The sequence below is a fragment of the Cellulomonas sp. GTC20042 genome (assembly GCF_055389595.1).
Window position 1 is genome coordinate 3961735 of record NZ_AP043678.1, and the last position, 25712, is coordinate 3987446.

At 74.4% G+C, this 25712-nt stretch carries 17 protein-coding genes and 1 tRNA gene; 10 read left to right on the top strand and 8 right to left on the bottom strand.

The window, feature by feature from the left end; genetic code table 11:
• Positions 1-69: 69 nt before the first annotated feature.
• The gene (locus tag ACZ5HG_RS18350; RefSeq protein ID WP_464179034.1) at positions 70-1071 is read left to right on the top strand and encodes a pirin family protein; all 1002 of its coding nucleotides are present in this window, start codon (positions 70-72) and stop codon (positions 1069-1071) included.
• 85 nt (positions 1072-1156) lie between these two features.
• Here the strand turns inward: ACZ5HG_RS18350 and ACZ5HG_RS18355 are convergent, their stop codons facing one another.
• Positions 1157-2278: a serine hydrolase domain-containing protein gene (locus tag ACZ5HG_RS18355; protein ID WP_464179036.1), complete on the bottom strand. Its 1122-nt coding sequence runs from the start codon at positions 2276-2278 to the stop codon at positions 1157-1159.
• Positions 2279-2413: 135 nt separating this feature from the next.
• On the opposite strand from ACZ5HG_RS18355, the gene ACZ5HG_RS18360 reads away from it, so the two are divergent.
• Positions 2414-5161, top strand: a complete 2748-nt coding sequence (locus ACZ5HG_RS18360) for a cation-translocating P-type ATPase (RefSeq protein ID WP_464179038.1) — start codon at positions 2414-2416, stop codon at positions 5159-5161.
• 138 nt (positions 5162-5299) lie between these two features.
• On the opposite strand, the gene ACZ5HG_RS18365 is transcribed toward ACZ5HG_RS18360, so the two are convergent.
• From ACZ5HG_RS18365 to ACZ5HG_RS18375, 3 genes are all read right to left on the bottom strand, one after another.
• Positions 5300-6358: a hypothetical protein gene (locus tag ACZ5HG_RS18365; RefSeq protein WP_464179040.1), complete on the bottom strand. Its 1059-nt coding sequence runs from the start codon at positions 6356-6358 to the stop codon at positions 5300-5302.
• A gap of 8 nt (positions 6359-6366) precedes the next feature.
• A complete protein-coding gene (gene dcd / locus ACZ5HG_RS18370) occupies positions 6367-6942 on the bottom strand; it encodes a dCTP deaminase (protein ID WP_464179042.1) in 576 nt (191 codons plus the stop codon).
• A gap of 155 nt (positions 6943-7097) precedes the next feature.
• The gene (locus ACZ5HG_RS18375; protein ID WP_464179044.1) at positions 7098-9071 is read right to left on the bottom strand and encodes a hypothetical protein; all 1974 of its coding nucleotides are present in this window, start codon (positions 9069-9071) and stop codon (positions 7098-7100) included.
• 239 nt (positions 9072-9310) lie between these two features.
• Here ACZ5HG_RS18375 and ACZ5HG_RS18380 point away from each other — a divergent pair, with 239 nt between their 5' ends.
• From ACZ5HG_RS18380 to ACZ5HG_RS18405, 6 genes are all read left to right on the top strand, one after another.
• Positions 9311-11797 carry a glycoside hydrolase family 94 protein gene (locus ACZ5HG_RS18380; protein ID WP_464179046.1) on the top strand — a complete coding sequence of 829 codons (2487 nt, stop codon included), beginning with the start codon at positions 9311-9313 and terminating at the stop codon, positions 11795-11797.
• An 11-nt stretch (positions 11798-11808) separates the two neighbouring features.
• Positions 11809-12771 (top strand): aldose epimerase family protein, encoded by a 963-nt coding sequence (locus tag ACZ5HG_RS18385; protein ID WP_464179048.1) that lies wholly within the window; start codon positions 11809-11811, stop codon positions 12769-12771.
• Between the two features lie 95 nt (positions 12772-12866).
• Positions 12867-12940 (top strand) — tRNA-Gly (locus ACZ5HG_RS18390).
• A gap of 279 nt (positions 12941-13219) precedes the next feature.
• Positions 13220-13855, top strand: a complete 636-nt coding sequence (locus tag ACZ5HG_RS18395) for a hypothetical protein (RefSeq protein ID WP_464179050.1) — start codon at positions 13220-13222, stop codon at positions 13853-13855.
• Between the two features lie 119 nt (positions 13856-13974).
• Positions 13975-16497, top strand: coding sequence for a circularly permuted type 2 ATP-grasp protein (locus ACZ5HG_RS18400; RefSeq protein WP_464179052.1), 2523 nt, complete (start codon positions 13975-13977; stop codon positions 16495-16497).
• A complete protein-coding gene (locus tag ACZ5HG_RS18405) occupies positions 16494-17399 on the top strand; it encodes a transglutaminase family protein (RefSeq protein ID WP_464179054.1) in 906 nt (301 codons plus the stop codon). The genes ACZ5HG_RS18400 and ACZ5HG_RS18405 overlap by 4 nt, the downstream gene beginning before the upstream one ends.
• A 1645-nt stretch (positions 17400-19044) precedes the next feature.
• Here the strand turns inward: ACZ5HG_RS18405 and ACZ5HG_RS18410 are convergent.
• From ACZ5HG_RS18410 to ACZ5HG_RS18425, 4 genes are all read right to left on the bottom strand, one after another.
• Positions 19045-19527 (bottom strand): DinB family protein, encoded by a 483-nt coding sequence (locus ACZ5HG_RS18410; RefSeq protein WP_464182215.1) that lies wholly within the window; start codon positions 19525-19527, stop codon positions 19045-19047.
• A gap of 372 nt (positions 19528-19899) precedes the next feature.
• The gene (locus ACZ5HG_RS18415; protein ID WP_464179056.1) at positions 19900-20409 is read right to left on the bottom strand and encodes a DUF779 domain-containing protein; all 510 of its coding nucleotides are present in this window, start codon (positions 20407-20409) and stop codon (positions 19900-19902) included.
• Between the two features lie 538 nt (positions 20410-20947).
• Positions 20948-22471 (bottom strand): acetaldehyde dehydrogenase ExaC, encoded by a 1524-nt coding sequence (gene exaC, locus ACZ5HG_RS18420; RefSeq protein WP_464179058.1) that lies wholly within the window; start codon positions 22469-22471, stop codon positions 20948-20950.
• 201 nt (positions 22472-22672) lie between these two features.
• Positions 22673-24151 carry a GAF domain-containing protein gene (locus ACZ5HG_RS18425; RefSeq protein ID WP_464179060.1) on the bottom strand — a complete coding sequence of 493 codons (1479 nt, stop codon included), beginning with the start codon at positions 24149-24151 and terminating at the stop codon, positions 22673-22675.
• A 171-nt stretch (positions 24152-24322) separates the two neighbouring features.
• Here ACZ5HG_RS18425 and ACZ5HG_RS18430 point away from each other — a divergent pair, with 171 nt between their 5' ends.
• Positions 24323-24985 carry a biliverdin-producing heme oxygenase gene (locus ACZ5HG_RS18430; protein WP_464179062.1) on the top strand — a complete coding sequence of 221 codons (663 nt, stop codon included), beginning with the start codon at positions 24323-24325 and terminating at the stop codon, positions 24983-24985.
• Between the two features lie 58 nt (positions 24986-25043).
• A complete protein-coding gene (locus ACZ5HG_RS18435) occupies positions 25044-25682 on the top strand; it encodes a TetR/AcrR family transcriptional regulator (protein WP_464179065.1) in 639 nt (212 codons plus the stop codon).
• Positions 25683-25712 lie beyond the last annotated feature (30 nt).

Sequence of the window (25712 nt, forward strand, 5' to 3'; positions counted from 1 at the left end):
AACTCCACGTAAAACCTCGGCGCAGGCCGTCACCCGCGCCGCGCGGCCATGCCGACCTACGCTGGCCCGGTGACCAACCTCGACGTCCGGCCGATCGAGCAGGAGTGCGCCGCGGGCCGTGCCGGTGCCGCGGACGACGGCGTGGAGCTGATCGCGCCCCGGGACGTCCCGCTCGGCGGGCTGCGCGCGATGACCGTGCGCCGCACGATCCCCTCGACGCAGCGCTCGATGATCGGCCCGTTCTGCTTCGCCGACCACTACGGACCGGACGACGTCGCGGTCTCCGGCGGGATGGACGTGCCCCCGCACCCGCACACCGGGCTGCAGACGGTGACCTGGCTGTTCCGCGGGCGGGTGCTGCACCAGGACGCGCTGGGCTCGGTGGCGGACGTCGGCCCCGGCGACCTGAGCCTGATGACCGCCGGCCGCGGGATCAGCCACTCCGAGGAGGGCACGCCCCGCCGGTTCGCCGACCAGAGCGTGCTGCACGGCGTGCAGCTGTGGACCGCGCTGCCCGAGGACCGTCGGCACGGCCCCCGCGACTACGAGCACGTCACGGACCTGCCGGTGGTCGAGGTGGACGGCGCGCGGGTGCAGGTGTTCCTCGGCGGGCTGGCGGGCGCGGTCTCCCCGGCGCGGGCGTACTCGCCGCTGGTCGGTGCGCAGATCGACCTGCCGGCGGGCGGCGTGCTGCGGCTGCCGGTGGACCCGGCGTTCGAGCACGGCGTGCTGGTCGACGCGGGCGAGGCGACGGTCGCGGGCAGGCCGGTGCCGCCGGCCTGGCTCGGGTACCTGGCGCCGGGCCGCGACGTGCTGGAGATCCGCGCCGGGGACGCACCGGTGCGGGCGGTGCTGATCGGCGGGGCACCGTTCGGCGAGCGGATCCTCATGTGGTGGAACTTCGTCGCGCGCACGCACGAGGAGGTGGTCGAGGCGCGTGACCTGTGGCAGCGCTCGCTCACCGGAGACCCGGCGGGGGTGGCAAGGCTCGGGCAGGTCGAGGGGTACCCGGGGCCCGCGCTGCCGGCACCGGTGCTGCCGCACGTGCGGCTCAAGCAGCGCGGGCGGTAGCGGGGGCGGGCACCCGGGCGGCGCGGACCCGGGCAGAACCGTGCAGCCTGGCGCGCCCCTCGCCCGGCACGTGCCCGCCGCCCGCTCAGCCGACGGGCACCGGCTCCGCCCAGCCCGCGGCCACCGCCAGCCGCCGCGCGAGCAGCCCCACCCCCGACTCGGTCTGCGACGCCCCCGGGTTGCCGGCCACCATCGCCACCACCGCGCCGCCGGGGTAGGCGCGCGCCTGGCACTGCGCACCGACGCCCCAGCCCTGGGTGAGCACCCCGTCGGCGGGGTCGTCGCCGAGCAGGAACAGCCCGAGCCCGACGCCCTGCTCCCCGCCGTCGACCATCGCCCGGCCCTCGGCGGGGGCGAGCAGCACCGACCCCGGCTCGCCGCGCAGCGCGGGACCGAGGTCGGCCATCAGCAGCGCGAGATCACCGGCGGTGGTCCACAGGCAGGAGCCGGTGCGACCGGGGTAGTGCGCGCGCCCGGCGGGCAGCACCGCGCCGTCGGTGCCGTGGCTCTGCACCGCTGCCGCCCCGATCCGATCGAGCACCTCCGCGAGCGCCCGGGGCGTGCCGGGCCGGTCCACCCCGTCCCACAGCGCCAGCGCGCGCAGCCCGAGCGGCTCGGCCACCTGCGCGTGCACCACCGCGGCGACATCGAGCCCGGTCACCTGCTCCAGCACCGCCTCGACCACCGCGTAGCCGGCGTCGGAGTAGTCGAACGCCCCACCGGGCGGCAGGGCCACGGTGACCGGTCCGCGGTGCGCCGGGGTGGTGCCGGCCAGGATCGCTGCGGCGCTCGGCGGGTCACCGGCGCCGAGGGGTGCGAAGGAGCCCGCGGGGTCCCGCACGCCCGCGCGGTGCGCAAGCAGCAGCCGGAGGGTCACCGGCGCGTCACCGGCACGCGGCCCGCGCGGCAGGTCGATCCCCCAGGTCCGCACGTCGGCGTCCAGGTCGAGCACGCCCTGCGCGGCCAGGCGCAGCACCGCCACCGCGGTCACCGTCTTCGCCGCCGAGCAGCCCGCGAGCACCGCGTCCTCGCGCAGCCCCTGCCCGGTCGAGGCGTCGGCGGTCCCGGCGGTCGCGACCACCGGTGCTCCCCCGGTCGGGGCCACGGCGACCGCACCCCCGGGCAGGCGGGTGCCGTCCAGCGCGGCGCGCAGCAGCGCGGAGACGTCGGAGGGGTCGAGGACGGGGACGGCGATGTCGCTGGTCATGGCGGTGAGGCTAGGACCGACCACCGACATCCCTGCCGGGTCCGGGCGATCGGCACCGGTCATGCCCGCAGGTCCCTCGATCCGGCGTCCGGCGCGTGTGAGGATGCTGCTGAAGCCGATCAGTCAGGTGGTGACATGACGACCTCGCCCGCACCCGCATCTCCCGCGGTCCCCGATACCGGCGCCGAGGGGACACCCGCCTTCCACGCGCTCGCGCCCGACGCCGTCCTCGACCGGCTCGGCGTCGACGGCACCGGCCTGGACGCGACCGCCGCGACGGCCCGGCTCGCCGAGCACGGTCCCAACCGGCTGCCGACCCCGCCCCGCCCGAGCGCGCTGCGCCGCCTGCTCGGGCACTTCGACGACATCCTGATCTACATCCTGCTCGCCTCCGCCGTGCTCAAGGCGATCCTGGGCGACTGGGTCGACTTCACGGTGATCCTTGCGGTGGCGGTGATCAACGCCGCGGTCGGGTTCCTGCAGGAGGGGCAGGCCGAGCGCGCGCTGGACGGGATCCGCACGATGCTCTCGCTGGACGCGCAGGTGCGCCGGGATGGCGAGTGGCAGGTGGTCGACGCCGAGACCCTGGTGCCGGGCGACGTGGTGCGGGTGCGCTCCGGTGATCGCGTGCCGGCCGACCTGCGGCTGATCGAGTCCACCAACCTCCAGGTCGAGGAGGCCGCGCTCACCGGCGAGTCCGTCGCCGCCAGCAAGCAGGTCGACGCCGTCGCCGCCGACGCGGGGATCGGCGACCGCACGTCGATGCTCTACTCCGGCACCCTGGTCGCGGTCGGCACGGGCGTCGGCGTGGTCACCGCCACCGGCGCGGGCACCGAGATCGGCCGGATCCAGACGATGATCGCCGAGGTCGACCACCTGGACACGCCGCTGTCCCGGCAGCTCGCCGCCTTCGGCAAGGCGCTGTCGCTGGGCATCCTCGGCATGGCCGCGCTGATGCTGGTGATCGGCCGGGTCATCCACGACTTCGCCCTGCCGGACCTGGTGTCCGCCGCGATCGGCTTCGCGGTGGCCGCCGTGCCCGAGGGCCTGCCCGCGCTGGTCACGGTCACGCTGGCGCTGGGCGTGCAGCAGATGGCCCGGCGCAACGCGATCACCCGCAAGCTCACCGCCGTCGAGGCGCTGGGCTCGGTCACCACGATCTGCTCGGACAAGACCGGCACGCTCACCAAGAACGAGATGACCGCCCGCACGGTCGTCACCTCGCGCGGCCGCTACGGCGTGGAGGGTCTGGGCTACGCCCCCGAGGGCCGGGTGGTCACCCGCGACGAGGCCGAGGCGCCGCTGGTGGCGCACCCCGACCTGGACGCCTTCGTCCGCGCCGCCGCCGCGTGCAACGACGCGCGGATCGTGCAGGACGAGGCCGGGCACTGGAAGGTCGTCGGCCAGCCCACCGAGGGCGCGGTCGCCACGCTCGCGCTCAAGGCCGGCGTCGACACCGACGACGTCGAGCGGATCGCGGTGCTGCCCTTCGAGTCCGCCACCAAGTACATGGCGACGCTGGACCGGCTGGTCTCCGGCGAGCGGCGGGTGCGCGCGGTGGGCGCCCCGGACCGGCTGCTGAACCGCTGCACCACCCAGCACGGCCCCGACGGCACCCTCGTGCCGCTGGACCGCGACCTGTGGGAGGGCGTGATCGACGAGCTCGGCGGGCAGGGGCTGCGCACGCTGGCCGCCGCCGAGCGCCCCGCCGACGACGACGCCGACACCCTCACCGACGAGGACGTGGCCGACGGGCTGACCTTCCTCGGGATCGTCGGCATCGTGGACCCGCCGCGACCGGAGGCCGTGCAGGCCATCGCGGACTGCCACCGCGCGGGCATCCGGGTCAAGATGATCACCGGCGACCACGCCGGCACCGCCACCGCCATCGCTCGCGAGCTCGGCATCGCCCCGAAGGAGGGCGAGGTGCAGGCGCTCACCGGGGCCGACCTGGAGGCGATGACCCAGGAGCAGCTGAAGACCCGCGTGCGCGAGGTGGACGTCTACGCGCGCACCAGCCCCGAGCACAAGATCCGGATCGTCCGCGCGCTCCAGTCGCACGGCGAGGTCGTCGCGATGACCGGCGACGGCGTGAACGACGCCCCGGCGCTCACCCGCGCCGACGTCGGCATCGCCATGGGGATCAAGGGCACCGAGGCCACCAAGGAGGCCGCCGAGATCGTCCTCGCCGACGACAACTTCGCCTCGATCGAGCGCGCGGTCGAGGAAGGGCGGCGGATCTACGACAACATCCGCAAGTCCGTCGTGTTCCTGCTGCCGACCAACGGCGCGCAGTCGCTGGTGGTGCTGGTCGCGGTGCTCGCCGGCCTGACCCTGCCGCTGGCGCCGGTGCAGATCCTCTGGGTCAACCTGGTCACCGCCGTCACGCTGTCGCTCGCGCTCGCCTACGAGCCCGCCGAGGCCGGGGTGATGTCACGGCCGCCGCGCAGGACCGGTGGCTCGGTGATCTCACGGGAATCCCTGCTGCACGTGGTCGTCGCGTCCCTGCTGATCGGTGGTGCGACCCTGCTGGTGTTCCAGATCGAGCGCTCGCGCGGCACCGCCACCGACGTCGCCCAGACCACCGCGGTCACGATGCTGGCCCTCGGGCAGCTCGCCTACCTGTTCAACTGCCGGTTCCTCGGCGAGTCCAGCCTGACACCCCGCGTGCTGCGCGGGAACCGCGTGGTGTGGATCGCGGCGCTGGCCCTGATCGCGCTCCAGCTCGTGTTCACCTACGTCCCCTTCATGCACGACTGGTTCGACTCCGCCCCCATCGGCCTGCGCGAGTGGTCCCTCACCCTCGGCCTGGCGATCGTGGTCTTCCTCCTGGTCGAAGCCATGAAGGCCCTCACCCGAGCCCGCACCCGCACCCCCCAGTAGCCCCACCCGCGCACCCCCACGAGGTCGGTGGTTCGGCACGAGGTCGGTGGTTCCGCACCGCATGAACGCGCCGGAACCACCGACCTCGTGAGCGGGCGGGCGAGCAGGAGGGGTCCCGGGCGCACGCGCACCCCGCGCTCAGAGCTGCGCGGGGTCCACCAGGAAGCCCGCGGCGTCGGCCACCTCGCCGCCCACCTCCGCCTGGATCGCACGCGCGATCCCGCGCACCACCCGCGCGGCACGCCCCCGCGCCACCCGGTGCGGCAGCGACGGGCGCTCGGTCTCCAGCTGCTCGACGTCGGGGGCCTCCCAGCGCACCTGGTAGCCGACCACCTCACCCTGCGTCCACGGCAGGCCGGCGAGCACCGTCGGCACCTCGTGCTCGACGGCGACCTCCACGGTGACGATCCCGTCCAGGCCCAGGTCGACCAGCACCCCGAAGGACTCGGCGGCCGGCGGGTGCGCGCGCATGTGCGCGTCGAAGGCGTCGGCCTCGGCGTGCAGCCGGCGGCGCTCCTCGGCGTCCTGCACCCCGATCCCGGGAACCGGGCGCGCGGCCAGGGCCTCCCCGGTGCGCTCCGACGGATGCACCGCCGCGTCGCCCGGTCCGTCGATCCGTGCGTGCGGGGCCGCCCGGCGTGCGGCGGTCAGCACGGTCACCGGCTCGGCCCAGCGGTCGGTGAGCACCGCGAGGTCCAGCGCGGCGTCCATCTCGGGCTCCAGCACGACGCCGCCGTCGGTGCGCACCGCCCCACCGAGCCGACGTGCCGCGGCGACCAGCCACTGCACCACCCGGCCCTCCTCGCGCACCGGGTCGGCGTCGGGGAACGCGCGACGCAGGCCTTCCCGGTCGCCGCCGAACCGGGGCACCACGGCACGCTCGCGCGGGCAGTCGACGGCGAACGCCACGGTCGACCCGGCGGGCAGGCCGAGCCGCGCGGCGCGGGCGGGGTCCAGCGCGTAGGGGCCGGTCAGCGTGGACAGCCGACCGATCCGCAGCACCCCCGCCGAGGCGACCGGCGCCGATCCGCGCGCGGCACCGGTGGCCCGCCGTCCGGTGGGCACGCGCGACGGCTGCTCCCAGCGGGTCGACGGGAACCGGCTGAGCGCCAGCACCTCGACCTCGTCCGGCCCGATCCCGTCCGGGAGCACCAGCAGGTGGCGACCGGCGGCCTCGGGCAGCGGCGGCAGCAGCACGGCGCGGGTCAGACCTGGGTGCGGTGGAAGTTCTGCCAGGAGCGCGACGCCGTCGGGCCGCGCTGGCCCTGGTACCGCGAGCCGGTGGCACCGGAGCCGTAGGGGTGCATCGCCGGCGAGGACAGCCGGAAGAAGCACATCTGGCCGATCTTCATCCCCGGCCACAGCGTGATCGGCAGCGTGGCCACGTTGGACAGCTCCAGCGTGACGTGCCCGTTGAACCCGGGGTCGATGAACCCGGCGGTGGAGTGCGTCAGCAGGCCGAGCCGGCCGAGGGAGGACTTGCCCTCCAGGCGGGCCGCGACGTCGTCCGGCAGCGTGACGTTCTCGAAGGTCGAGCCGAGCACGAACTCGCCGGGGTGCAGCACGAAGGGCTCGTCCGGCTCCACCTCGACCAGGCGGGTGAGGTCCGGCTGCTCGGTGGAGGGGTCGATCACCGCGTACCGGTGGTTGTCGAACAGCCGGAAGAACCGGTCCAGCCGCACGTCGATGCTGGACGGCTGGAGCATCTGCGGGTCGTACGGGTCGAGGACGACACGTCCCTGCTCGAGCTCGGCGGAGATGTCACGGTCGGAGAGCAGCACGGAGCCACGGTAGTGCCTGTCCGGCGCCGTTCCGAGCCCGGTGCGTGGTGGGCGCGTGGCGATCGGCGTGCGGCTCTGCGCCCGCGCGCCCGACCGGCCCGAGGGGCGACGCCGGTGCCGGACGGTTCAGGGTCGTCCGGCACCGGCGCGCCGGCTCAGGGGCGCGCGTCCCGCCGACGACGGGTGACGGTGACCAGCACCGCGCCGAGCAGCATCAGGAGTCCGGCACCAGCGGTCGGCACCGCGGCGTCGGAGCCGGTGGCGGCGAGGGCCGGGGACGCCGCGGGGGCAGCGGGCGTGGCGGCGGCGACCGCGGCGGCCACGGTCACCGGCACGCGCAGCACCTCGACCCCGCCGCGCAGCACCACCAGGTTGTGCGCCCCGGCGGGCACGCCGGCCGGCAGCGCGACGTCCAGCACGGCGGTGCCGTCGGCGGCGGGGACCACGGTGCCGAGCGCGACCGGGTCGGAGTGCAGCTCGACCTCGTGCTCGACGCCCGGGACCAGCCCGTGCAGGGTCACCCGCAGCCGGCCGCCCTGGGTGGTCTCCACCTGCGTGCTGCCGTCGGTCGGCGTGCCCCACGGCAGCACCACCGTGCGGGTGGGCGCGGAACCGATCACGTACGACTGGTACCCGGCGGCGTGCGCGGTGACCTCGACGTAGAACCAGGAGCCCGCGTCGGCGGCGGTCGGTGCGTAGGTGGCGGCGGTGGCGCCCGGCACGGCCGTGCCGAGGGTGGTCGCACCGCTGGAGCGGTACCACTGGTAGGTGAAGGAGGTCGCGGTGGGCGCCCAGTCGGCGGCGTGCACGTCCACCCCGAGCAGGGTGCCGAGCAGGCCGAGGCCGCTCACCGTCGGCGTCGGCGTGCTGGTGAAGGATCGCAGCGCGACCGCGCCGGTCATCGTGGACTGCACCTGGAACGGCTCGGTCGCGGCGCCGGTGGTGCTGAGCACCACGTAGAGCTGGCTGCCCGCATCGGCGACCGTGGGCGTGTAGGTGGTGCCGGTGGCCCCGGGGATCGCGGTGCCCGGCGTGCGGTACCACTGGTAGGAGATCGCGTCCGGCGCGGGGGTGAAGGTCGGCGTGGTCACGGAGAGCGGGGTGCCGATCCGGGCGCTCGACGGCAGCGTGGGCATCTGGTCGACGGCGACCTCGGCGCGGGCGACCAGACCCGGCACGTTCGACTGCGCGTCGAGGTCCTCGTAGCCGGCGAGGTGCGCGGTGGCGACCAGGTAGGGCGTCGTGCCGACGTGCTCGGGGCCGGGGGTGAACGTCGCGGTGGTCGCGCCGGTGATCGGGGTGCCGTCGCCGAGGTGCCACTGGTAGGTGACGCTGTCCGGCGTCGGGGTGAACGTCGGGGCGGTCGCGGTGGTGGGGACGCCGACGCGCAGCCCGCCGATCGTGGGGGTCTGGTCGATCGTGAGCAGGCCGGGGCCGACGGCGCCGAACCAGGCGGAGGCGACGGCGTTCGACGCGTAGCCGGCGCGGGTGGCGGTGGCCTCGGCGTACAGCACCCGACCCTGGTCGGCGGCGGTGAGCGTGTAGGTGGAGCCGGTGCCGAGAGGCGCGCCGCCGTTCACGTCGTACCAGGCGACGCTCACGGCGGTGGCGGCGGGGGTCCAGAACGACGTGCCGGCGTCCACCGTGAGGGTCTGACCGACGCGTGCGGTGCCGGAGGCGGGGATCGTGCCGGCGGACGCGGTCAGGGTGCCCGCGTCCACACGGATCTGCCCGGAGACGACGTACTTCTCGCCACCCGCCCCGACCACGGCGAGCTGGGGGAACAGGTAGATCCCGCCGTCGCTGTCCGAGAGGTCGATCTCGACGTACCCGGTCTGGGTGGCCTGGCTGACCGAGAAGGTCATGCTGCCGCTGCGGGTGGTGATCGCGCCGCCGGCCACCGGCTGCTGGTGCACCACGTGGAGGGCGCCGTCCAGACCGACCACGGCCGGCGACAGCCCGGAGAAGTCGACCTCCATGCGCGCCGTCGCCGACCCGTGCGGGACGGAGCCCGCGCTGGTGATCACCGCCGTCCCGGTGAACTCGGCGGCCTGCGCGGGCGCGGCGATCCCGACCGTGGCGAGCAGCACGGCGAGGGCGGTCAGGGCGGCACGCAGACGTGACTTCACCCCTGTCCTGTCGGCGCGCGACCCTCCCCACCTGAGCCGGGACCTAGGTCCCACCTGTGATCCGCCCCGGTTTTCACCCGGATGACACGCCTCCAGGACCGCGCACGTCCCCGACCAGCACCTCCGCGCACCCGGGACCCCTGCCTGGCGGAAGCGCTTCGATCGACCGCTATGCTTTCCCCCGGCAGGCGTGGGAGCGCTCCCGCGCCCGTTCCACCCGAGACCTGAGAGGCGCAACGATGCGGTACGGCCACTTCGACGACGAGGCACGCGAGTACGTCATCACGACGCCGCACACGCCCTACCCGTGGATCAACTACCTCGGCTCCGAGGAGTTCTTCTCGCTGATCTCGCACACCGCGGGCGGGTACTCCTTCTACCGGGACGCCAAGATGCGGCGCCTGACCCGGTACCGCTACAACAACATCCCCACCGACGACGGCGGCCGCTACTTCTACGTCAACGACGGCGGCGACGTCTGGACCCCGGGCTGGCTGCCGGTCAAGGCCGACCTCGACCACTTCGAGGCGCGTCACGGCCTCGGCTACTCCCGGATCACCGGCGAGCGCGGCGGCCTCAAGGTCGACACCCTGTTCTTCGTGCCGCTCGGCGAGACCGCCGAGGTGCAGCACGTCACGCTGACGAACACCAGCGCCGCCGCCAAGACGGTCAGCCTGTTCTCCTTCGTCGAGTTCTGCCTGTGGAACGCCCAGGACGACCAGACCAACTACCAGCGCAACCTCTCGCTGGCCGAGGTCGAGGTCGAGCAGGACGGCCCGCACGGCTCCGCGATCTACCACAAGACCGAGTACCGCGAGCGCCGCGACCACTACGCCGTCTACGGCGTGAACACCCGCGCCGCCGGCTTCGACACCGACCGCGACACCTTCGTCGGACCGTGGAACAGCCTGGGCGAGGCCGCCGTGCCGCGCACCGGCAAGGCCACCGGCTCGATCGCGTCGGGCTGGTACCCGATCGGCTCGCACCAGGTCGAGATCACGCTGGCGCCGGGCGAGAGCACCGCGCTGACCTACGTGCTCGGCTACGTGGAGAACGAGCACGACACCAAGTGGGCCCCGGCCGCCGACGGCGAGCTGCCGATGCAGAAGGTCAACCGCGAGAAGGCCCATGCCCTGCTGTCGCGCTTCGCCACCACCGAGCAGACCCTCGCCGCCTTCGAGGCGCTGCGGGCGCACTGGACCGGACTGCTGTCGACCTACTCGGTCACCAGCACCGACCCGAAGCTCGACCGGATGGTCAACATCTGGAACCAGTACCAGTGCATGGTCACGTTCAACATGTCCCGCTCGGCCTCGTACTTCGAGACCGGCATCGGGCGCGGCATGGGCTTCCGCGACTCCAACCAGGACCTGCTCGGCTTCGTGCACCTGGTGCCGGAGCGGGCGCGCGAGCGCATCATCGACATCGCCTCGACGCAGTTCCCCGACGGCTCGGCCTACCACCAGTACCAGCCGCTGACGAAGCGCGGGAACAACGACATCGGCTCCGGCTTCAACGACGACCCGCTGTGGCTGATCCTCGGCGTGGCCGCCTACCTCAAGGAGACCGGCGACTGGTCGATCCTCGACGAGCCGGTGCCCTTCGACAACGAGCCCGGCTCCGAGGTCCCGCTGTTCGAGCACCTGACCCGGTCCTTCGACTTCACCGTGAACAACCAGGGCCCGCACGGCCTGCCCCTGATCGGTCGCGCCGACTGGAACGACTGCCTCAACCTCAACTGCTTCTCCACCGAGCCCGGCGAGTCCTTCCAGACCACCGAGAACCAGGCCGGCGGCGTCGCGGAGTCGGTGTTCATCGCCGCGATGTTCGTGTTCATCGGCCCCGAGTACGTCGAGCTGGCCGAGCGCCGCGGGCTGACCGAGGTCGCCGCGAACGCCCGTGCCGCGATCGAGCAGATGCGCGCCACCGTGCTCGAGCACGGCTGGGACGGCGAGTGGTTCCTGCGGGCGTACGACTTCTACGGCAACCCGGTCGGCACCGACGCCAAGCCCGAGGGCAAGATCTGGATCGAGCCGCAGGGCTTCGCCGTCATGGCGGGCATCGGCGTCGACGAGCAGGACCCGGCCAACCCCGCCTCGGTCGCGGTGCGCGCGCTGGACTCCACCCGCGAGCACCTCGCCACCCCGCACGGCATGGTGCTCCAGTCCCCGGCGTACACCAGCTACCAGATCGAGCTCGGCGAGGTCTCCACGTATCCCCCGGGCTACAAGGAGAACGGCGGCATCTTCTGCCACAACAACCCGTGGGTGATCATCGCCGAGACCGTCGTCGGCCGCGGTGAGCGCGCGTTCGACTACTACAAGCGGATCACCCCGGCGTACCGCGAGGAGATCTCCGACGTGCACCGGCTCGAGCCGTACGTGTACGCGCAGATGATCGCGGGCAAGGAGGCCGTCCGGCACGGCGAGGCCAAGAACTCCTGGCTGACCGGCACCGCCGCGTGGAACTTCGTGGCCGTCTCGCAGTACCTGCTCGGCGTGCGCCCCGGCTACGACGGCCTGGTCGTCGACCCGCAGATCGGCCCGGACGTCCCGTCGTTCTCGGTCACCCGCACCGCGCGCGGCGCCCGTTACGAGATCACCGTGACCCGCACCGGCGACGCCGGCGCCCGCGCGTCCCTCGTGGTCGACGGCACCCCGGTCGAGGGCACGACGGTGCCCTACGCCCCCGCCGGCAGCACCGTGCGCGTCGAGGTGACGGTCTGAGCACCGACCGCATGACGATCCCGAGCCCGCACCGGCGCCCCACCACGGGGTCCGCCGGTGCGGGCGAGGTCGTCACCCTGCGCTCGGACGCCTGGCAGCTCGACGTGCTGCCCGGCACCGGCGCCTCGATCGCTGCCGGGCGGATCCGCACCTCGGCCGGCTGGGTGGACCTGCTCCGCCCCACCCGCCCCGACCTGCGCACCTCGTGGGCGCACTGCGCGTCCTTCCCGCTGGTCCCCTGGTCCAACCGGGTCCGCGACGGCGTGCTGCCGTTCCGCGGCCGCACCTGGCAGCTCGCCCGGACCGCCGAGGACGGCACCGCGATCCACGGCGCCGGCGCGCTGTACCCGTGGCGGATCACCGACCACGGCGTCGACCGCGTCGCGCTCGACCTGGACTCCGCCGCGCTGGTCGGCGTCAACTTCCCGTGGCGGTTCCGCTCCCGGGTCGAGTACACGCTGGACGGCCCCGCCCTGCACGTGCGGACCACCGTCGAGAACGCCGACCACGAGCCGTTCCCCGCGGGCTTCGGCCACCACCCGTACTTCCGCCGGTTCCTGGCCGCCCCCACCAGCGAGGAGGGCCCGCTGCTGCACGTCCCCGCCGCCCGCGGCTACGCCCTCGACCGGGCCATCGCCACCGGCCCCGCCGGCGACGTGCCCGCCCGCGCCGACTACCGCACCGCGCGCCCGGTCGGCACCGCCTTCGTCGACGACGTCCTCACCGACCTGGACCCCGAGCTGCTGGCGCGGATCACCTATCCCGAGGCCACCGTCACGATCACCGCCGACCCGGTGTACTCGCACGCCGTCGTCTACGCCCCGCGCCGCCGGCCCTACCTCGCCGTCGAGCCGGTGACGCACGTCAACGGCGGATTCGCGCTGCACGAGGCGGGGGTGCCCGGGACCGGTGTGCTGGTGCTCGAACCCGGCGAGTCCACGTCCGGGACGTTCACGGTGCGCGTGGAGGCCTGATCTGGCGGACACCGCGGCGGGAGCCGGTATACTGGACGGGCGTCACTGACCGACGGTCGGTGCCTGCGGGTGTCATCGGCCCCTGGTCGATGCGTGCGGATGTAGTTCAATGGTAGAACTTCAGCTTCCCAAGCTGATAGCGCGGGTTCGATTCCCGTCATCCGCTCCAGCACGAGGCCCTGGTCCCCACGGACCGGGGCCTTCGTCGTGCGTGGGGGCGATCGGGGCGCTGTTCAGTCTCGCCCCGTGTTCAGAAAACGTGAACGCCGCCCGAGATTGAACACCGGGCGCACCGCCGACCCGCCGACAGGGCTATCCCTCGGCATGAGTGGTTTCCCCTACGCGGCCCCGCACCGACCCGTCCGCCGGTCTAGCGTCCGAAGCCCAGGGACGCGACGCCCCTGGTCACGGGCTCATCGCCCCGTGGACGAGGGGGACGGAGGACGAGGTGCACCGGCACATCACCCGCGTGGACGTGACGCTGCCCGAGGACTGGCTGCCGTGGGCACCCGGCGGCGGGCCGGAGGCGATCGCCCGGCTGCTGACCGCGATCGGGGCCACCGGGTCGGACCACGCACGCGGCGAGCGCGAGCTGCACGACGTCGAGCGGTCGCTGCTGCCCGGGGTCCAGTACGCCGCCGTCGGCGCGTGGGCCCCCGGTCGGTCCGGCACCGGTCGTGCCGTGCTGGCGACGGTGGTCGTGGAGCACCTCGCCGGGACGCAGCCGACGACCGACCCGGTCGGCGACCACCTGCAGCGGACCCGGCGCGCGGTCGCCTACGGCGCGGGCCGGGGCCACATCCGCTACCACGGCACCTCGATCGCGGTGATGGCCGGGCTGCCCGCGGTGCGCACCCGACGGACGCTGCCCGCCGGCAGGCCCGCCGGACCGACCGGGCTGCCGACCGCCGCCACGCTGCTCGGGCCCGCGCGCGAGGAGGTGCTGTACACGGTGTTCCCCGACGACTCCCTGGACGCCGTGGAGCTGCGGATCGGGTCCACGGACGAGGCGGGCCTCGACCTCGCCGAGGCGTGCGCGGACGCGCTGGTCGCGGGGATCGTGGTGCGGCTCGACGCACGCTGAGCGGTCACGCCACGCCACGCCGACGCCACGCCCCTCCGCCTCGGACGCGCTGCCTGCGACACTGGTCCGGCGCCGGCGGCCCCGCCGCGCTCGACCGGTCCCGCTGCGGAGGGCTGCGCATGACGGACGTGCTGTCCACCGGTGGCGTCGGGCTGGTCACCGGCGACGGCCCCGAACACGTCGCGCGCCTGGCCGCGGTGCGCGAGGCCGCCGAGCGGCTGCTGGCCGACCACGGCGTCACCTACGGCTCCCCCGAGGACGACGAGGAGGCCGGACCGGACGCGTGGCGGCTCGACCCGGTGCCGGTGGTGCTGGACGAGACCGACTGGGCCCCGCTGGAGGCCGCCGTCGCCCAGCGCGCCGAGCTGCTCGACGCCGTGCTGCGGGATCTCTACGGCCCGCGCCGGCTGCTGCGGGACGACGTGCTGCCGCCGGAGATCGTGCTCGGCCACCCCGGGTTCCTGCGCGCCGTGGACGCGGTGCGCCTGCCGGGCGGGCACGACCTGCTGCTCACCGCCACGGACCTGTGCCGCAGGCCCGACGGGACCTGGGCTGCGGTCTCCGACCGGACGCAGGCGCCCTCCGGCGCGGGCTACGCGATGGAGGACCGCCGCGTCGTCGCGCAGGTGCTCGCCGAGGTGTACCGCCAGACGCCGATCCAGCGGATCGGCCCGTTCTTCCACGCGCTGCGCCAGGCCCTGCACCGGGCGGCACCGGGGCCCTCCCCCGCGACGGTCCCCGAGGAGGACGGCGGGCCGCAGGTCGTGCTGCTCACCTCCGGCGCGTTCTCCGAGACCGCCTTCGACCAGGCCTACCTCGCATCCGTGCTCGGCCTGCCGCTGGTCGAGGGCAGCGACCTGGTGGTCCGCGAGGGCCGGGTGTGGCTGCGCGGGCTCGGTGCACTGACGCCGGTGGACGTGATCCTGCGCCGGATCGACGCCGAGTGGTGCGACCCGCTCGACCTGCGCGCGGACAGCCGGCTCGGCGTGCCGGGCCTGGTGCGCGCCGTGCAGGCCGGGACGGTCAGCGTGGTGAACCCCCTGGGCTCCGCCGTGCTGGAGAACGCCGCGCTGCTGGCCCACCTGCCGGCGCTGGCGCGGACCGTGCTCGGCACCGATCTGCTGCTCCCCCAGGCGCCGACCACCTGGTGCGGCCGACCTGCCGGGCTGGCGCACGTGCTCGCGCACCTGGACCGGCTGGTGCTCAAGCCCGTCGTGCGTCGGCGCGACGTGGGACCGGTGCTCGGGTGGACCCTGACCGCCGAGCAGCGCGCCGACCTGGCCGCCCGGATCACCGCCAACCCCGCAGGATGGGTCGGCCAGGAGCCGGTGGGCGGGTTCGCCGAGGGCGCCGACCGTTCACGGTCCGCCGTGCTGCGGACCTTCGCGGTCGCGGCGCCGGACGGGTACCGCGTGATGGCCGGCGGTCTCGCGCGGCTGGTGCCCGAGGGCGACACCGTGGTCTCCAGCGCCGCCGGGGCGGTCGCGCGCGACGTCTGGGTGCTCGCCGGCGAGGTCGACCCGGCCGCCGCGGAGGACACGGGCGCACCCGCGGCGGCCGTGCGGGCCGGCGGCCACCGGCGGGCGCACGCGGGCGTGTCCGGCCTGTCGCCGCGATCCGCCGAGAGCCTGTTCTGGATGGGCCGCTACGCCGAGCGCGCCGACGGCACCGTGCGGGCGCTGCGCGCGCTCGCCGATCGCTGGGACGACCACCACCGCCGCCCCGCGAGCCCGGGCGGCCGGGCGCTCGCCGTGCTGCTGGACGCGGCCGGGGCACGACGGCCGGACGGATCCGTGATCACCCCCGAGGGCACCGACGAGCGGCCCGACCTGCGCGACCTGCTGGTGGACCGCCGACGCCCCGGCTCGGTCGCGTGGGCGGTGCGGCACCTCGCCGAGGCGCAGGCCGCCGTCCGTGACCAGATGTCCGCCGACGTCTGGCTGCCGCTGGCGAGCATGGCGCGCACCCTCGCCGCGCAGCGCCGGGCCCCCGCCGCACGCTCCACCGACCTGCGCGCCGCCCTCGACCGGATGCTGGAGGCGCTGCTCGCGGTCGCCGGGATCGAGGCCGAGAGCCTGGTGCGGGACGCCGGCTGGCGGCTGCTCGACGCCGGGCGCCGGCTGGAGCGGGCGCAGGCCCTGGTCACCACGATCGCCGCGACCACGGCCGAGCAGCAGCCCGCGCCGGTGGAGTCGCTGGTGCTGGAGTCCGTGCTGCTCATGCACGAGTCCGCCGTCACCCACCGGCGCCGGTACCGCACCGACCCCGCCGTGCCCGACGTCCTCGACCTGCTGCTGCTCGACGGCACCAACCCCCGCTCGCTCACGTACCAGGTCGACCGGCTGCGCGAGGACCTGGCGCAGGTGCCGACCCCCGCCGGATCCACCGATCAGCGCGACCGGCTGCTCGCCGACGTCGACGACCTGCTCGACGAGCTCGACCCGGTGGCGGTGTCGGCCGCGAGTCCCGACGGGCAGCGCCTGCGGCTCGCCGAGGTGCTGGACTCCCTCGGCTGGCGGCTGCGCGCGGTGGCCGACGAGATCGCCCGCGTGCACCTCGCGCACCCGGCACCCGCCCGGCAGGTGGACGAGGAGTGGGGCGTCGGCGTCTCGCCGCAGACCGCCGACGGAGGTGCCGCATGAGCCCGCGCCGGTACGAGCTGGTGCACCGCACCACCTACGACTATCCCGAGCCGGTCACCACCTCCTACGGGCGGGCCGTGCTGCTCCCCCGCGACCTGCCCGACCAGCGGCTCGAGCGCGCCGAGGTCGTGATCGACCCGACCCCCGCCGACCACGCCCGGCACACCGACTACTTCGGCAGCACCTCCACCTACTTCGCCGTCACCACCCCGCACACCCGGCTCACCGTCACCGCGTCCTCCACGCTCACGATCACCCGCGAGCAGGCAGCACCGGAGCGGCTGCCTGCGCTCGCCTGGGAGGCCGTCGCGCAGATGGTCCGCGACGGGGCCACCGGCACCGACGGTGTGAGCGCCCTCGACGCCCGCGAGGTCGTGCTGCCCTCGCGGCACGTGGTGCCCTCCGACGCCGTCCGTGCCTGGGCGGCGCCCTCGTTCACGCCGGGCCGGCCGATCGGCGTCGTGCTCGCCGACCTCGCGCACCGCATCCGTACCGAGATGACCTACCGGTCCGGGTCCACCACGATCAGCACCACCCAGGCCGAGCTGCTGGACGCCCGCACCGGGGTCTGCCAGGACTTCGCGCACCTGATGATCGCCGCGCTGCGCGCCCACGGGCTGCCCGCGCGGTACGCCAGCGGGTACCTGGAGACGCTGCCGCCGCCCGGACGACCCAAGATCCGCGGGGCCGACGCCTCGCACGCGTGGGTGTCCGCCTGGGTGCCCGGTGCCGGCTGGGTCGAGGTCGACCCGACCAACGACGCGTTCGTGGGCGACCGGTACGTGGTGCTCGGCTGGGGGCGGGACTACGGCGACGTGCCGCCGCTGCGCGGGGTGATCTTCACCGAGGGCGGCGGGGCGCGGCCGGAGGTGTCGGTGGACCTGCACCCGATCGACGCGTAACGGCGGGCGGGTCCCGGGGGGGGTGTCGATGGACGTGCACCCGATCGACGCATAACGGCGGGCGAGACCCGGGGGGTGTCGATGGACGTGCACCCGATCGACGCATAACGGCGGGCGAGACCCGGGGGGTGTCGATGGACGTGCACCCGATCGACGCATAACGGCGGGCGGGACCCGGGGCGTCGATGGACCCGCGCCCGGTGGATGCGTCGGGCAGGGCGCGACCGGCGGTGGCCGTCGAGGTGCGTCCGTGCGGCGCCGCGGCGGTGGATGTGCGGCTCGGGGTCGCCGGTCGATCCGGCGCCGATCGATGCCGAGGCCACGTGCCGGCACCTGGGGACCATCCGATCAGCGCGCTTGTCCACGTCCCCGTGCACACGTCGTCCACAGGTGATCACGGTGCGCGCCGCACGGCGGTGACCAGCACCCACAGGGTGTGGAGAACTTCTGTGGAAACAACCGGACATATCACCCAAAAGGGTGGGGACGGTGGCGCGCTGCGTCCACAGGGGTGATCGCACAGCGCTCTGCGCGGCCGGAGGGGGCGGGACGCGAGCGGGAAGACGTCCACCGGTCGCCGACCTCGATGCGCACAGCGGCCGACCTGATGCGCCAGTGTGGACGATGTCGCCCGCCGCGGGCACGAGCCGATGATGCCCCGCCTGCACGGGTGTGCCAGCCGCACGCGCGCGGGCCGGCAGCCGCAGCCCGCGCGGAGGCGTCCCGCGCACAGGACGCAGCGAGCCGGACGGTCCCGACGGTGCAGCCAGCAGCCGGCGGCCCGGACGCCTGCGGGAGCGGAGGACCGCGCGGGCACCCGGAGCCCGGAGCCCCGGACCACCATCGACGGGGACGCGCGACCCTGCACCGTGCCGCGACGCGGAGAAGGCCCCTCGGAGTAAGCGTCCGAGGGGCCTTCCCGTGATCGTCGTCCCTGGTCAGGAGCGTGAGCCCCTGCCGGACACCGCGCTGACGGTGCGGCACCGTCCGACACCCGGCTCTCCCCGAGGGGCGCGCCGTGGGCGGGCGGTCACGATCTGGTCGTCCGGTCCGGTGCGGACCGCCGCGTCGTCATCCGCGGCCCGTCGGGTCGCCCCGCCGAGATGGTCCGTCCTGCTCCGTCCGACCACGTCCCCGTCCCGCCGTCCTGGCCCTCCGTGGACGCCCGACGAGCGGGTTTTCCTGCGGTGGACCGGGTGACCGGTCGAGGTCGTAGGGAAGTTCTAGTCCCCTGGTCAGACCCACCACAAGGGGGTTCGCCGACGGATTTTCGTCCACCGCGGCATGCACAAGTTGTCCACAAGTTCACCTGCGCGGGAGGGCGCCCTCCACAGGCCTGTGGACAAAATCTGTGGAGGACGAGCCGACATGCGGACCGTTGTGACCGCGCCGTGTCGGCGCGCCTGCGCGGCGCGGTCATCGGACCGGCCTAGGGTCGTCCACGGATCGAGGCCCCTCGGAGTAAGCGTCCGAGGGGCCTCGCCGTGTCTTCGCCGGGGCGCCCGTGGCACCGGTCGACGCGACCGGGTCCGGACAGGTCGCCGGGTCCACGCAGACCGGCCTGGTCCACGCAGACCGGCCTGGTCCACGCACAGCGCCCGGTCCACGCACAGCGCCCGGGTCGGTGCAGGCCGACCGGGTCCGGTCAGGCGTGCACGTCGTGCAGGTGGTGCACCACGTCGTGCAGGAAGTACTGCGCCAGCGTGGTCACGGTGAACTCGGAGCCGTTGGATCGGCGGCCGGTCCGCCCCCACTGCTCGGGGCCGACAGCGGCGAACTTCTCCGCGAGCGCCGCGGCGGCGTCGGCCAGCTCGTCGGCCACCCGCCCCGGGTCCTGGAGGTCGTAGCGCTCCGCGAGCGCCGTCGCGTCCTGGTCCCAGTTGGCGAACTGCGGGTCGTCCTGCGTGAGCATCAGGTCGAGCCGCTGCACGAAGACGCGGTGCACGTCGCGCACGTGGGCGCCGTACTCCAGCGCGGACCACACCGTCGAGGCCGGGCGCTCCCGGGCGTCGAGGCGGTTGAGCGCGGCACGCCACCGCGGGACGAGGTCGTGGATCGTGCCGGCCACGTCCCGGGCGTCGACGTCGGTGCCGGCGAACCCGCACTCGGGGCAGCGCTCGCGCAGCACCCAGGTCCAGTCCTTGTCGTCCGGCTGACCGGGGACGTAGGCGTCGGCGTGGGTCGGGTCGGGTTCCGCGGGGTCGGCGTCGGCGGAGCCCGTGGGCTCGGCGGTGCCGCTGTCGTCAGGGTTCACCCGAGCACGCTAACCCGCGCGCCCGGCGTCCGGGGCGTGCCCGGCCTGTGCGTCCGCCGAGAGCGCAGATCTGCTCGCCGCCCACGCCTCGCACGCAGCACGGCGTGCACGCCGTTCGACGCGCCGCACATCCAGGGCCGCGCCGACCTCGCGACCAGGGCACGGCCTGCGCGACGCCCGGTCGCGGCACGCGCCATCGGATGCACCGCCCGCACGGGAGTCGGCCGGGCGCAGAGTCCGCGCGCTTCAGGCGACCGGGGTCAGCGCCGCCCACTCCGCGTCGGTGAACAGACGCGAGCGGATGAGGAACCGCACACCCTCGGGGGCCTCCAACGAGAAGCCCGCGCCTCGTCCCGGCACGACGTCGATCGTCAGGTGCGTGTGCTGCCAGTACGCGAACTGGCTCCGGCTCATCCACACCGGCACGGTGAACCGCGCGTCGTCCCCACCGTCACCCTGAGGACGACCCTCGTCCTGAGAGTCGGCGGGGCCTTCGCCCCCAGGGTGATGAGTGATCGGGTCCCTCGGGGGATCGGCACTCGCGTCCCCAGGGCGAGCAGCGCTCGCGTCCACGGGCGCGCCGGGAACGTGCAGGTCGCCGAGGTGGACGTCGGCGTCACCGGTGAGGAAGTCCCCCAGCGGGTAGCACATGGGCGAGGAGCCGTCGCAGCACCCTCCGGACTGGTGGAACATCAGGTCGCCGTGCTGGTCGCGCAGCCGCCGCAGCAGATCGGCGGCCGCCGGGGTGACGTCCACCCGTGCCGGCGACGCGGCTCCGGACGTCCCGCCGTCCCCAGGAGCAACAACCGCGCCGCCGTCCCCAGGTGCGGCAGACGCTCCGCCGTCCCCAGGAGCGGCAGACGCTCCGCCGTCCCCAGGTGGGGCGGGTGCGGGGATGGGGACGACGCGCGTCCCCACGGTCGAGGCCGCCCACGCAGCGACCTCCGAGTCGTCACGCTGCGTGCGATCGTCCATCGGTCAGCCCTCCTGTCGCTTCTCCACGTGCCCACCGTCGGCCGCGGGCCTGCGCCCGTCGCCCCGCTCGATCACCCTGCTCGATCACCACGCACGCGGCCCACGTTCCCCCGGGTCGCACGGCACCCGTCCGCTCGCCGACGTCCGCAGGTCACTCGCCGCCGGTCGCCGACGCCCGCAGGTCACTCGCCGCCGCTCGCCGACGCCCGCACGCCACGTTCCGCCCGACGGTTCTCCCGCCGACCCCGCCCCGGCCGACCGGCCCGCCCGCGAGGGCGACCACGGCCGGCCGGGGTCGAGCACCGGCGTGCGACACCGATCAGAAGAACCCGAGCTTCTGCCCGGAGTACGACACCAGCAGGTTCTTCGTCTGCTGGTAGTGGTCGAGCATCATCTTGTGGTTCTCGCGCCCGACGCCGGAGCCCTTGTACCCGCCGAACGCCGCCGCCGCGGGGTAGGCGTGGTAGCAGTTCGTCCACACCCGGCCGGCCTCGATGTCGCGCCCGGCCCGGTAGGCGGTGGCCGCCTCACGGGACCAGACGCCGGCGCCGAGCCCGTACAGAGTGTCGTTGGCGGTGTGGATGGCGTCGGAGTAGTCGGAGAACGAGGTCACCGCGACGACCGGCCCGAAGATCTCCTCCTGGAAGATCCGCATGGAGTTCTTGCCCTCGAAGATCGTCGGCGTGACGTAGTACCCGCCCGCGAGGTCGCCGTCGAGGTGCGCGCGCTCGCCACCGGTGAGCACCTTGGCGCCCTCGGCCTTGCCGATCTCGATGTAGGACAGGATCTTCTCGAGCTGGTCGTTGGAGGCCTGCGCGCCGATCATCGTGTCGGTGTCGAGCGGGTTGCCCTGCTTGACCGCCTCAGTGCGGGCGATGGCGTCGGCGAGGAAGCCGTCGTAGATCGACTCCTGGATCAGCGCCCGGGAGGGACAGGTGCAGACCTCCCCCTGGTTGAGCGCGAACATGGTGAAGCCCTCGAGGGCCTTGTCGTAGTAGTCGTCCTTGGCCCGGGCGACGTCCTCGAAGAAGATGTTGGGGCTCTTGCCGCCGAGCTCCAGGGTGACCGGGATGATGTTCTGGCTGGCGTACTGCATGATCAGCCGGCCGGTGGTGGTCTCGCCGGTGAACGCGATCTTGCGGATCCGTGGGCTGGACGCGAGCGGCTTCCCGGCCTCGACGCCGAAGCCGTTGACCACGTTGACGACGCCCGGCGGGAGCAGGTCCGCGATCAGCTCCATGAGCACGAGGATCGACGTGGGGGTCTGCTCGGCGGGCTTGATCACGACGGTGTTGCCGGCGGCGAGCGCCGGGGCGAGCTTCCAGACGGCCATGAGGATCGGGAAGTTCCACGGGATGATCTGGCCGACCACCCCCAGCGGCTCGTGGAAGTGGTACGCGATGGTGTCCTGGTCGATCTCGGAGATGGACCCCTCCTGCGCGCGGACGGCACCGGCGAAGTAGCGGAAGTGGTCGACGGCGAGCGGCATGTCGGCGGCCAGGCACTCGCGGATCGGCTTGCCGTTCTCCCAGGTCTCCGCGACCGCGAGCATCTCGAGGTTCTGCTCCATGCGGTCGGCGATCTTGTTGAGGATCACCGCGCGCTCGGTGGCGGTGGTCTTGCCCCAGGTGCGGGCGGCGCCGTGGGCGGCGTCCAGGGCGCGGTCGATGTCGGCGGCGTCACCGCGCGCGACCTCGGTGAAGGTCCGGCCGGTCACCGGGGACGGGTTCTCGAAGTAGCGTCCGGCCGCGGGGGCCACGTACTCCCCGCCGATCCAGTGGTCGTAGCGCTCCCGGTAGGTGGCCGGGCTGCCGGGCGTCCCCGGGGCTGCGTAGACGGTCATGTCGTCACCCTCCGTGCAGGTGTGCCGGCCGCGCCGGTTCCGGCGGCGACGACCGGGGGCTCCGCGTCGTTGCGGGGCACCGTGCTGGCGACGGTAGGTCGCGGACGGTTGCATCGGGGTTGCACCGCAGGTCGCCGGGCCGGGCGCCGAGGCACGGGGCGAGCCGGATCCACGATCCATGCCCGCAGCCGCGCCCCGCGATCACGCCCAGGGGTGCGTCGCCGGCCCCGCGCCGAGCCGGCGCACGAGCAGGTCGAGCCGGGACCGCGCCCGCGCGGCGGTGGCCGACCCGGGCACGCTGAGCTGCACGAGCCGGTCCCACGCCTGCCAGTCGTCGGCGCCGTCGGGGCGGTCCACCCAGGTCTCGATCACCAGCAGGTCGCGGCTGGCGAGCACCCCGGCGCGCAGGTCGGCGACCAGCGCGTCCCGCACCTGCTCGACACCGGGCGCCCGGGAGCGCGGCAGCACCGGACCCGGGTAGGCGAGCAGCGCGCCGAGCACGTCGCCGACGGCGAGGCGGTCGCGGACCCGTTCGGCGTCGGTGCCCAGCGGCGCGGTGAGCCGGTACGGCCGGGACGCGTCGAGCAGCGGTCCGGCGACCCGGCGCAGGCGGGACATCTCGGCACGGACGGTGACGTCGCTCAGGCCGGCGGGGTGCAGCAGCGCTCCGAGCTCGTCGGCGTGCAGCCCGGCGGGGTGGGCGTGCAGGAGCAGCAGCAGCTCGGCGTGCCGCAGCGGGAGCGTGCGCGGGGGTGCGCCGTCGGCGGGGTGCAGCTCGGGGTCGCCGGGGCCGAGCACCCGCAGCCGGGATCGGGCTCCCGGATCAGCGGCGCGCGATCCGGGCGCCGCCGGGTCCACGGGGGGCGGCGGATCGATCGGCGCAGCGGCACCTGCCAGGCCGCGTCGCTCCGCGATCCCCGCGCCCGGGTGCAGTCCGCGCGACGCCACGGCACTCCGCCCCGCAGGCCGTCCGTGCCCGGGCAGGTCGAGCCCGGCGGTCCGTCCGTACCCGTCGGCGGCGCGGGCGCGCAGGTCGAGCTCGACGGCGGTGGCGGTGGCGCGCACCAGGGAGAGCATCAACGGGGAGGCCGCCGCGTCGTCGCCGGTCACGTCGAGCGCACCGAGCACCCGGCCGACGGGATCGCGCAGCAGCACGGCCGAGCACGACCACGGCTGGACGGTCCGGGTGAAGTGCTCGGCGGCGTAGACCTGCACGTCGTGACCGGTGGCGAGGGCGGTGCCGGGGGCGTTGGTGCCGGCGGCCGCCTCGCCCCAGCCGGCGCCCTCGACGAAGCCGACCCGGTCCACCGCGCGCCGCACCCGGGCGTCGCCGCCGATCCACAGCAGCAGGCCGTCGGCATCGGTGATCGCCACCAGGAAGCCCTCGGCCACCGCGTCGTCCAGCAGCAGCGTGCGGACCACCGGCAGCGCGGTCCACAGCGGGTGCTCGCGCCGGTAGGAGCGCAGGTCGGCGTCGGTGACGTGCACCTGAGGGCGCGGGCGCTCCGGGTCGACGCCCAGGCCGACGCTGCGCCGCCACGACTCGGCGACCACCCCGCGCACGGCCGCGGTCATGACGCCGGTGGTGAGGAAGCGTTCGTGCGCGGCGCGCGTGCGGGCCAGCAGGGTCCCGGGATCGCTCCCCCGGGGCCATGCCACAGCGGTCTCGTCCGTCGGCATCGCGCACCTCGACCTCGTCGTCGTGCGGTCAGTGTAGGAACGACGGCGCGGATCGCGCAGGGTGAAGATCCCGGGCGGCGAGATCTTCGATCCAAAGGATAGGCAATCCTAAGTTCGTCGGGTACTTTCTGACACGACGTCACCTCATCACGACGACCGCCAGGAGCCCCGATGACCGCGCACACCGCCCCGAGCACCGTCGCTCCCGCCCCGCTCTCCGTCCTGCTGCGCACCGGCACCCGCGACGAGCACGAGGCCGCCGAGGGATCGACCTTCGTGGAGGACCTGCTCGCCGGGCGCCTCACCGTGCAGGCCTACGCCGATCTCGCCGCGCAGCTCCGCACCGTCTACGCCGCGCTGGAGGAGGTCGGCGAGCAGGTGCGCCGGACCCCGGACGGCGCCAGCGTCGTCTTCGACGAGCTGCTGCGCGGACCCGCCCTCGACGCTGACCTGACGCACCTGCTCGGTCCGTCGGCCGCGATCAGCCCGCTGCCCGCCACGCTCGCCTACGCCGAGCGCATCCGCTCCGGTGGCACCGACACCGGCCGCTACGTCGCCCACGCGTACACCCGCTACCTCGGCGACCTGTCCGGCGGGCAGGTGATCGGGCGGATGGTGCAGCGCCACTACGGCGTGCCGGACGAGGGCGTCGGCTTCTACGCGTTCCCGGCGATCCCCAAGCCCAAGCCGTTCAAGGACCTGTACCGCGAGCGGATCGACGCGCTCCCGCTGGACGACGCCGCCCGCGAGCGCGTGGTCGAGGAGGCCCGCGCCGCGTTCCGCCACAACAGGGCGCTGTTCGCCGCGCTCGCGGAGCGCCACCCCGCCGCCTGATCCGGCCACCTCGGGCAGGGACTGCCGGGGTGATGACACAACGTGCGAGAATGTCAGCATGCCGAAGATCATCGGCGGATCCCTGCACGAGCACCGCGAGCAGACCCGCCTCAAGCTGTTCACCGCGCTGTCCACGCTGATGGCCGAGCGCGGGTTCGACGCGATCACGCTGGCGGACATCGCCTCGCAGGCCGGTGTCGGCCGCACGGCGGTCTACAACCACTTCGCCGACAAGGAGTCGATGCTCCTCGGCTTCATGATGCACGAGACCGCGCAGTACGTGGCCGCCTTGCAGACCGAGCTCGCCGACGTGCAGGACCCGACCGAGCAGCTCAGCGCGTACATCCGCGCGCAGTGCCGGCTCAAGCGGGACTACCACCTGGCCTCCGGCCCCGACCTGCGCTCGGTGCTCTCGCGCGGGACGCAGCAGCGGGTGCGCGAGCACGCGGTCATGGTGGAGAACCTGCTGCGGCAGATCCTCGCGGCGGGCATCGAGTCCGGGGCGTTCCCGGAGCAGGACATCGCGACCACGGTGTCGCTGGTCAACGCGTGCCTGAGCAACCGCAACCTGCCGGAGGCGGGCCCGGACCGGGACCGTGCGATCGAGTCGACGGTGGTGTTCGTGCTGCGCGCGGTCGGCACCGGCGACCGGATCACCACCGAGCGCGCCGAGGAGGCCGAGCCCGCGCTCGCCTGATCCGTCGACGACCCGCGCGAGGATTCACCC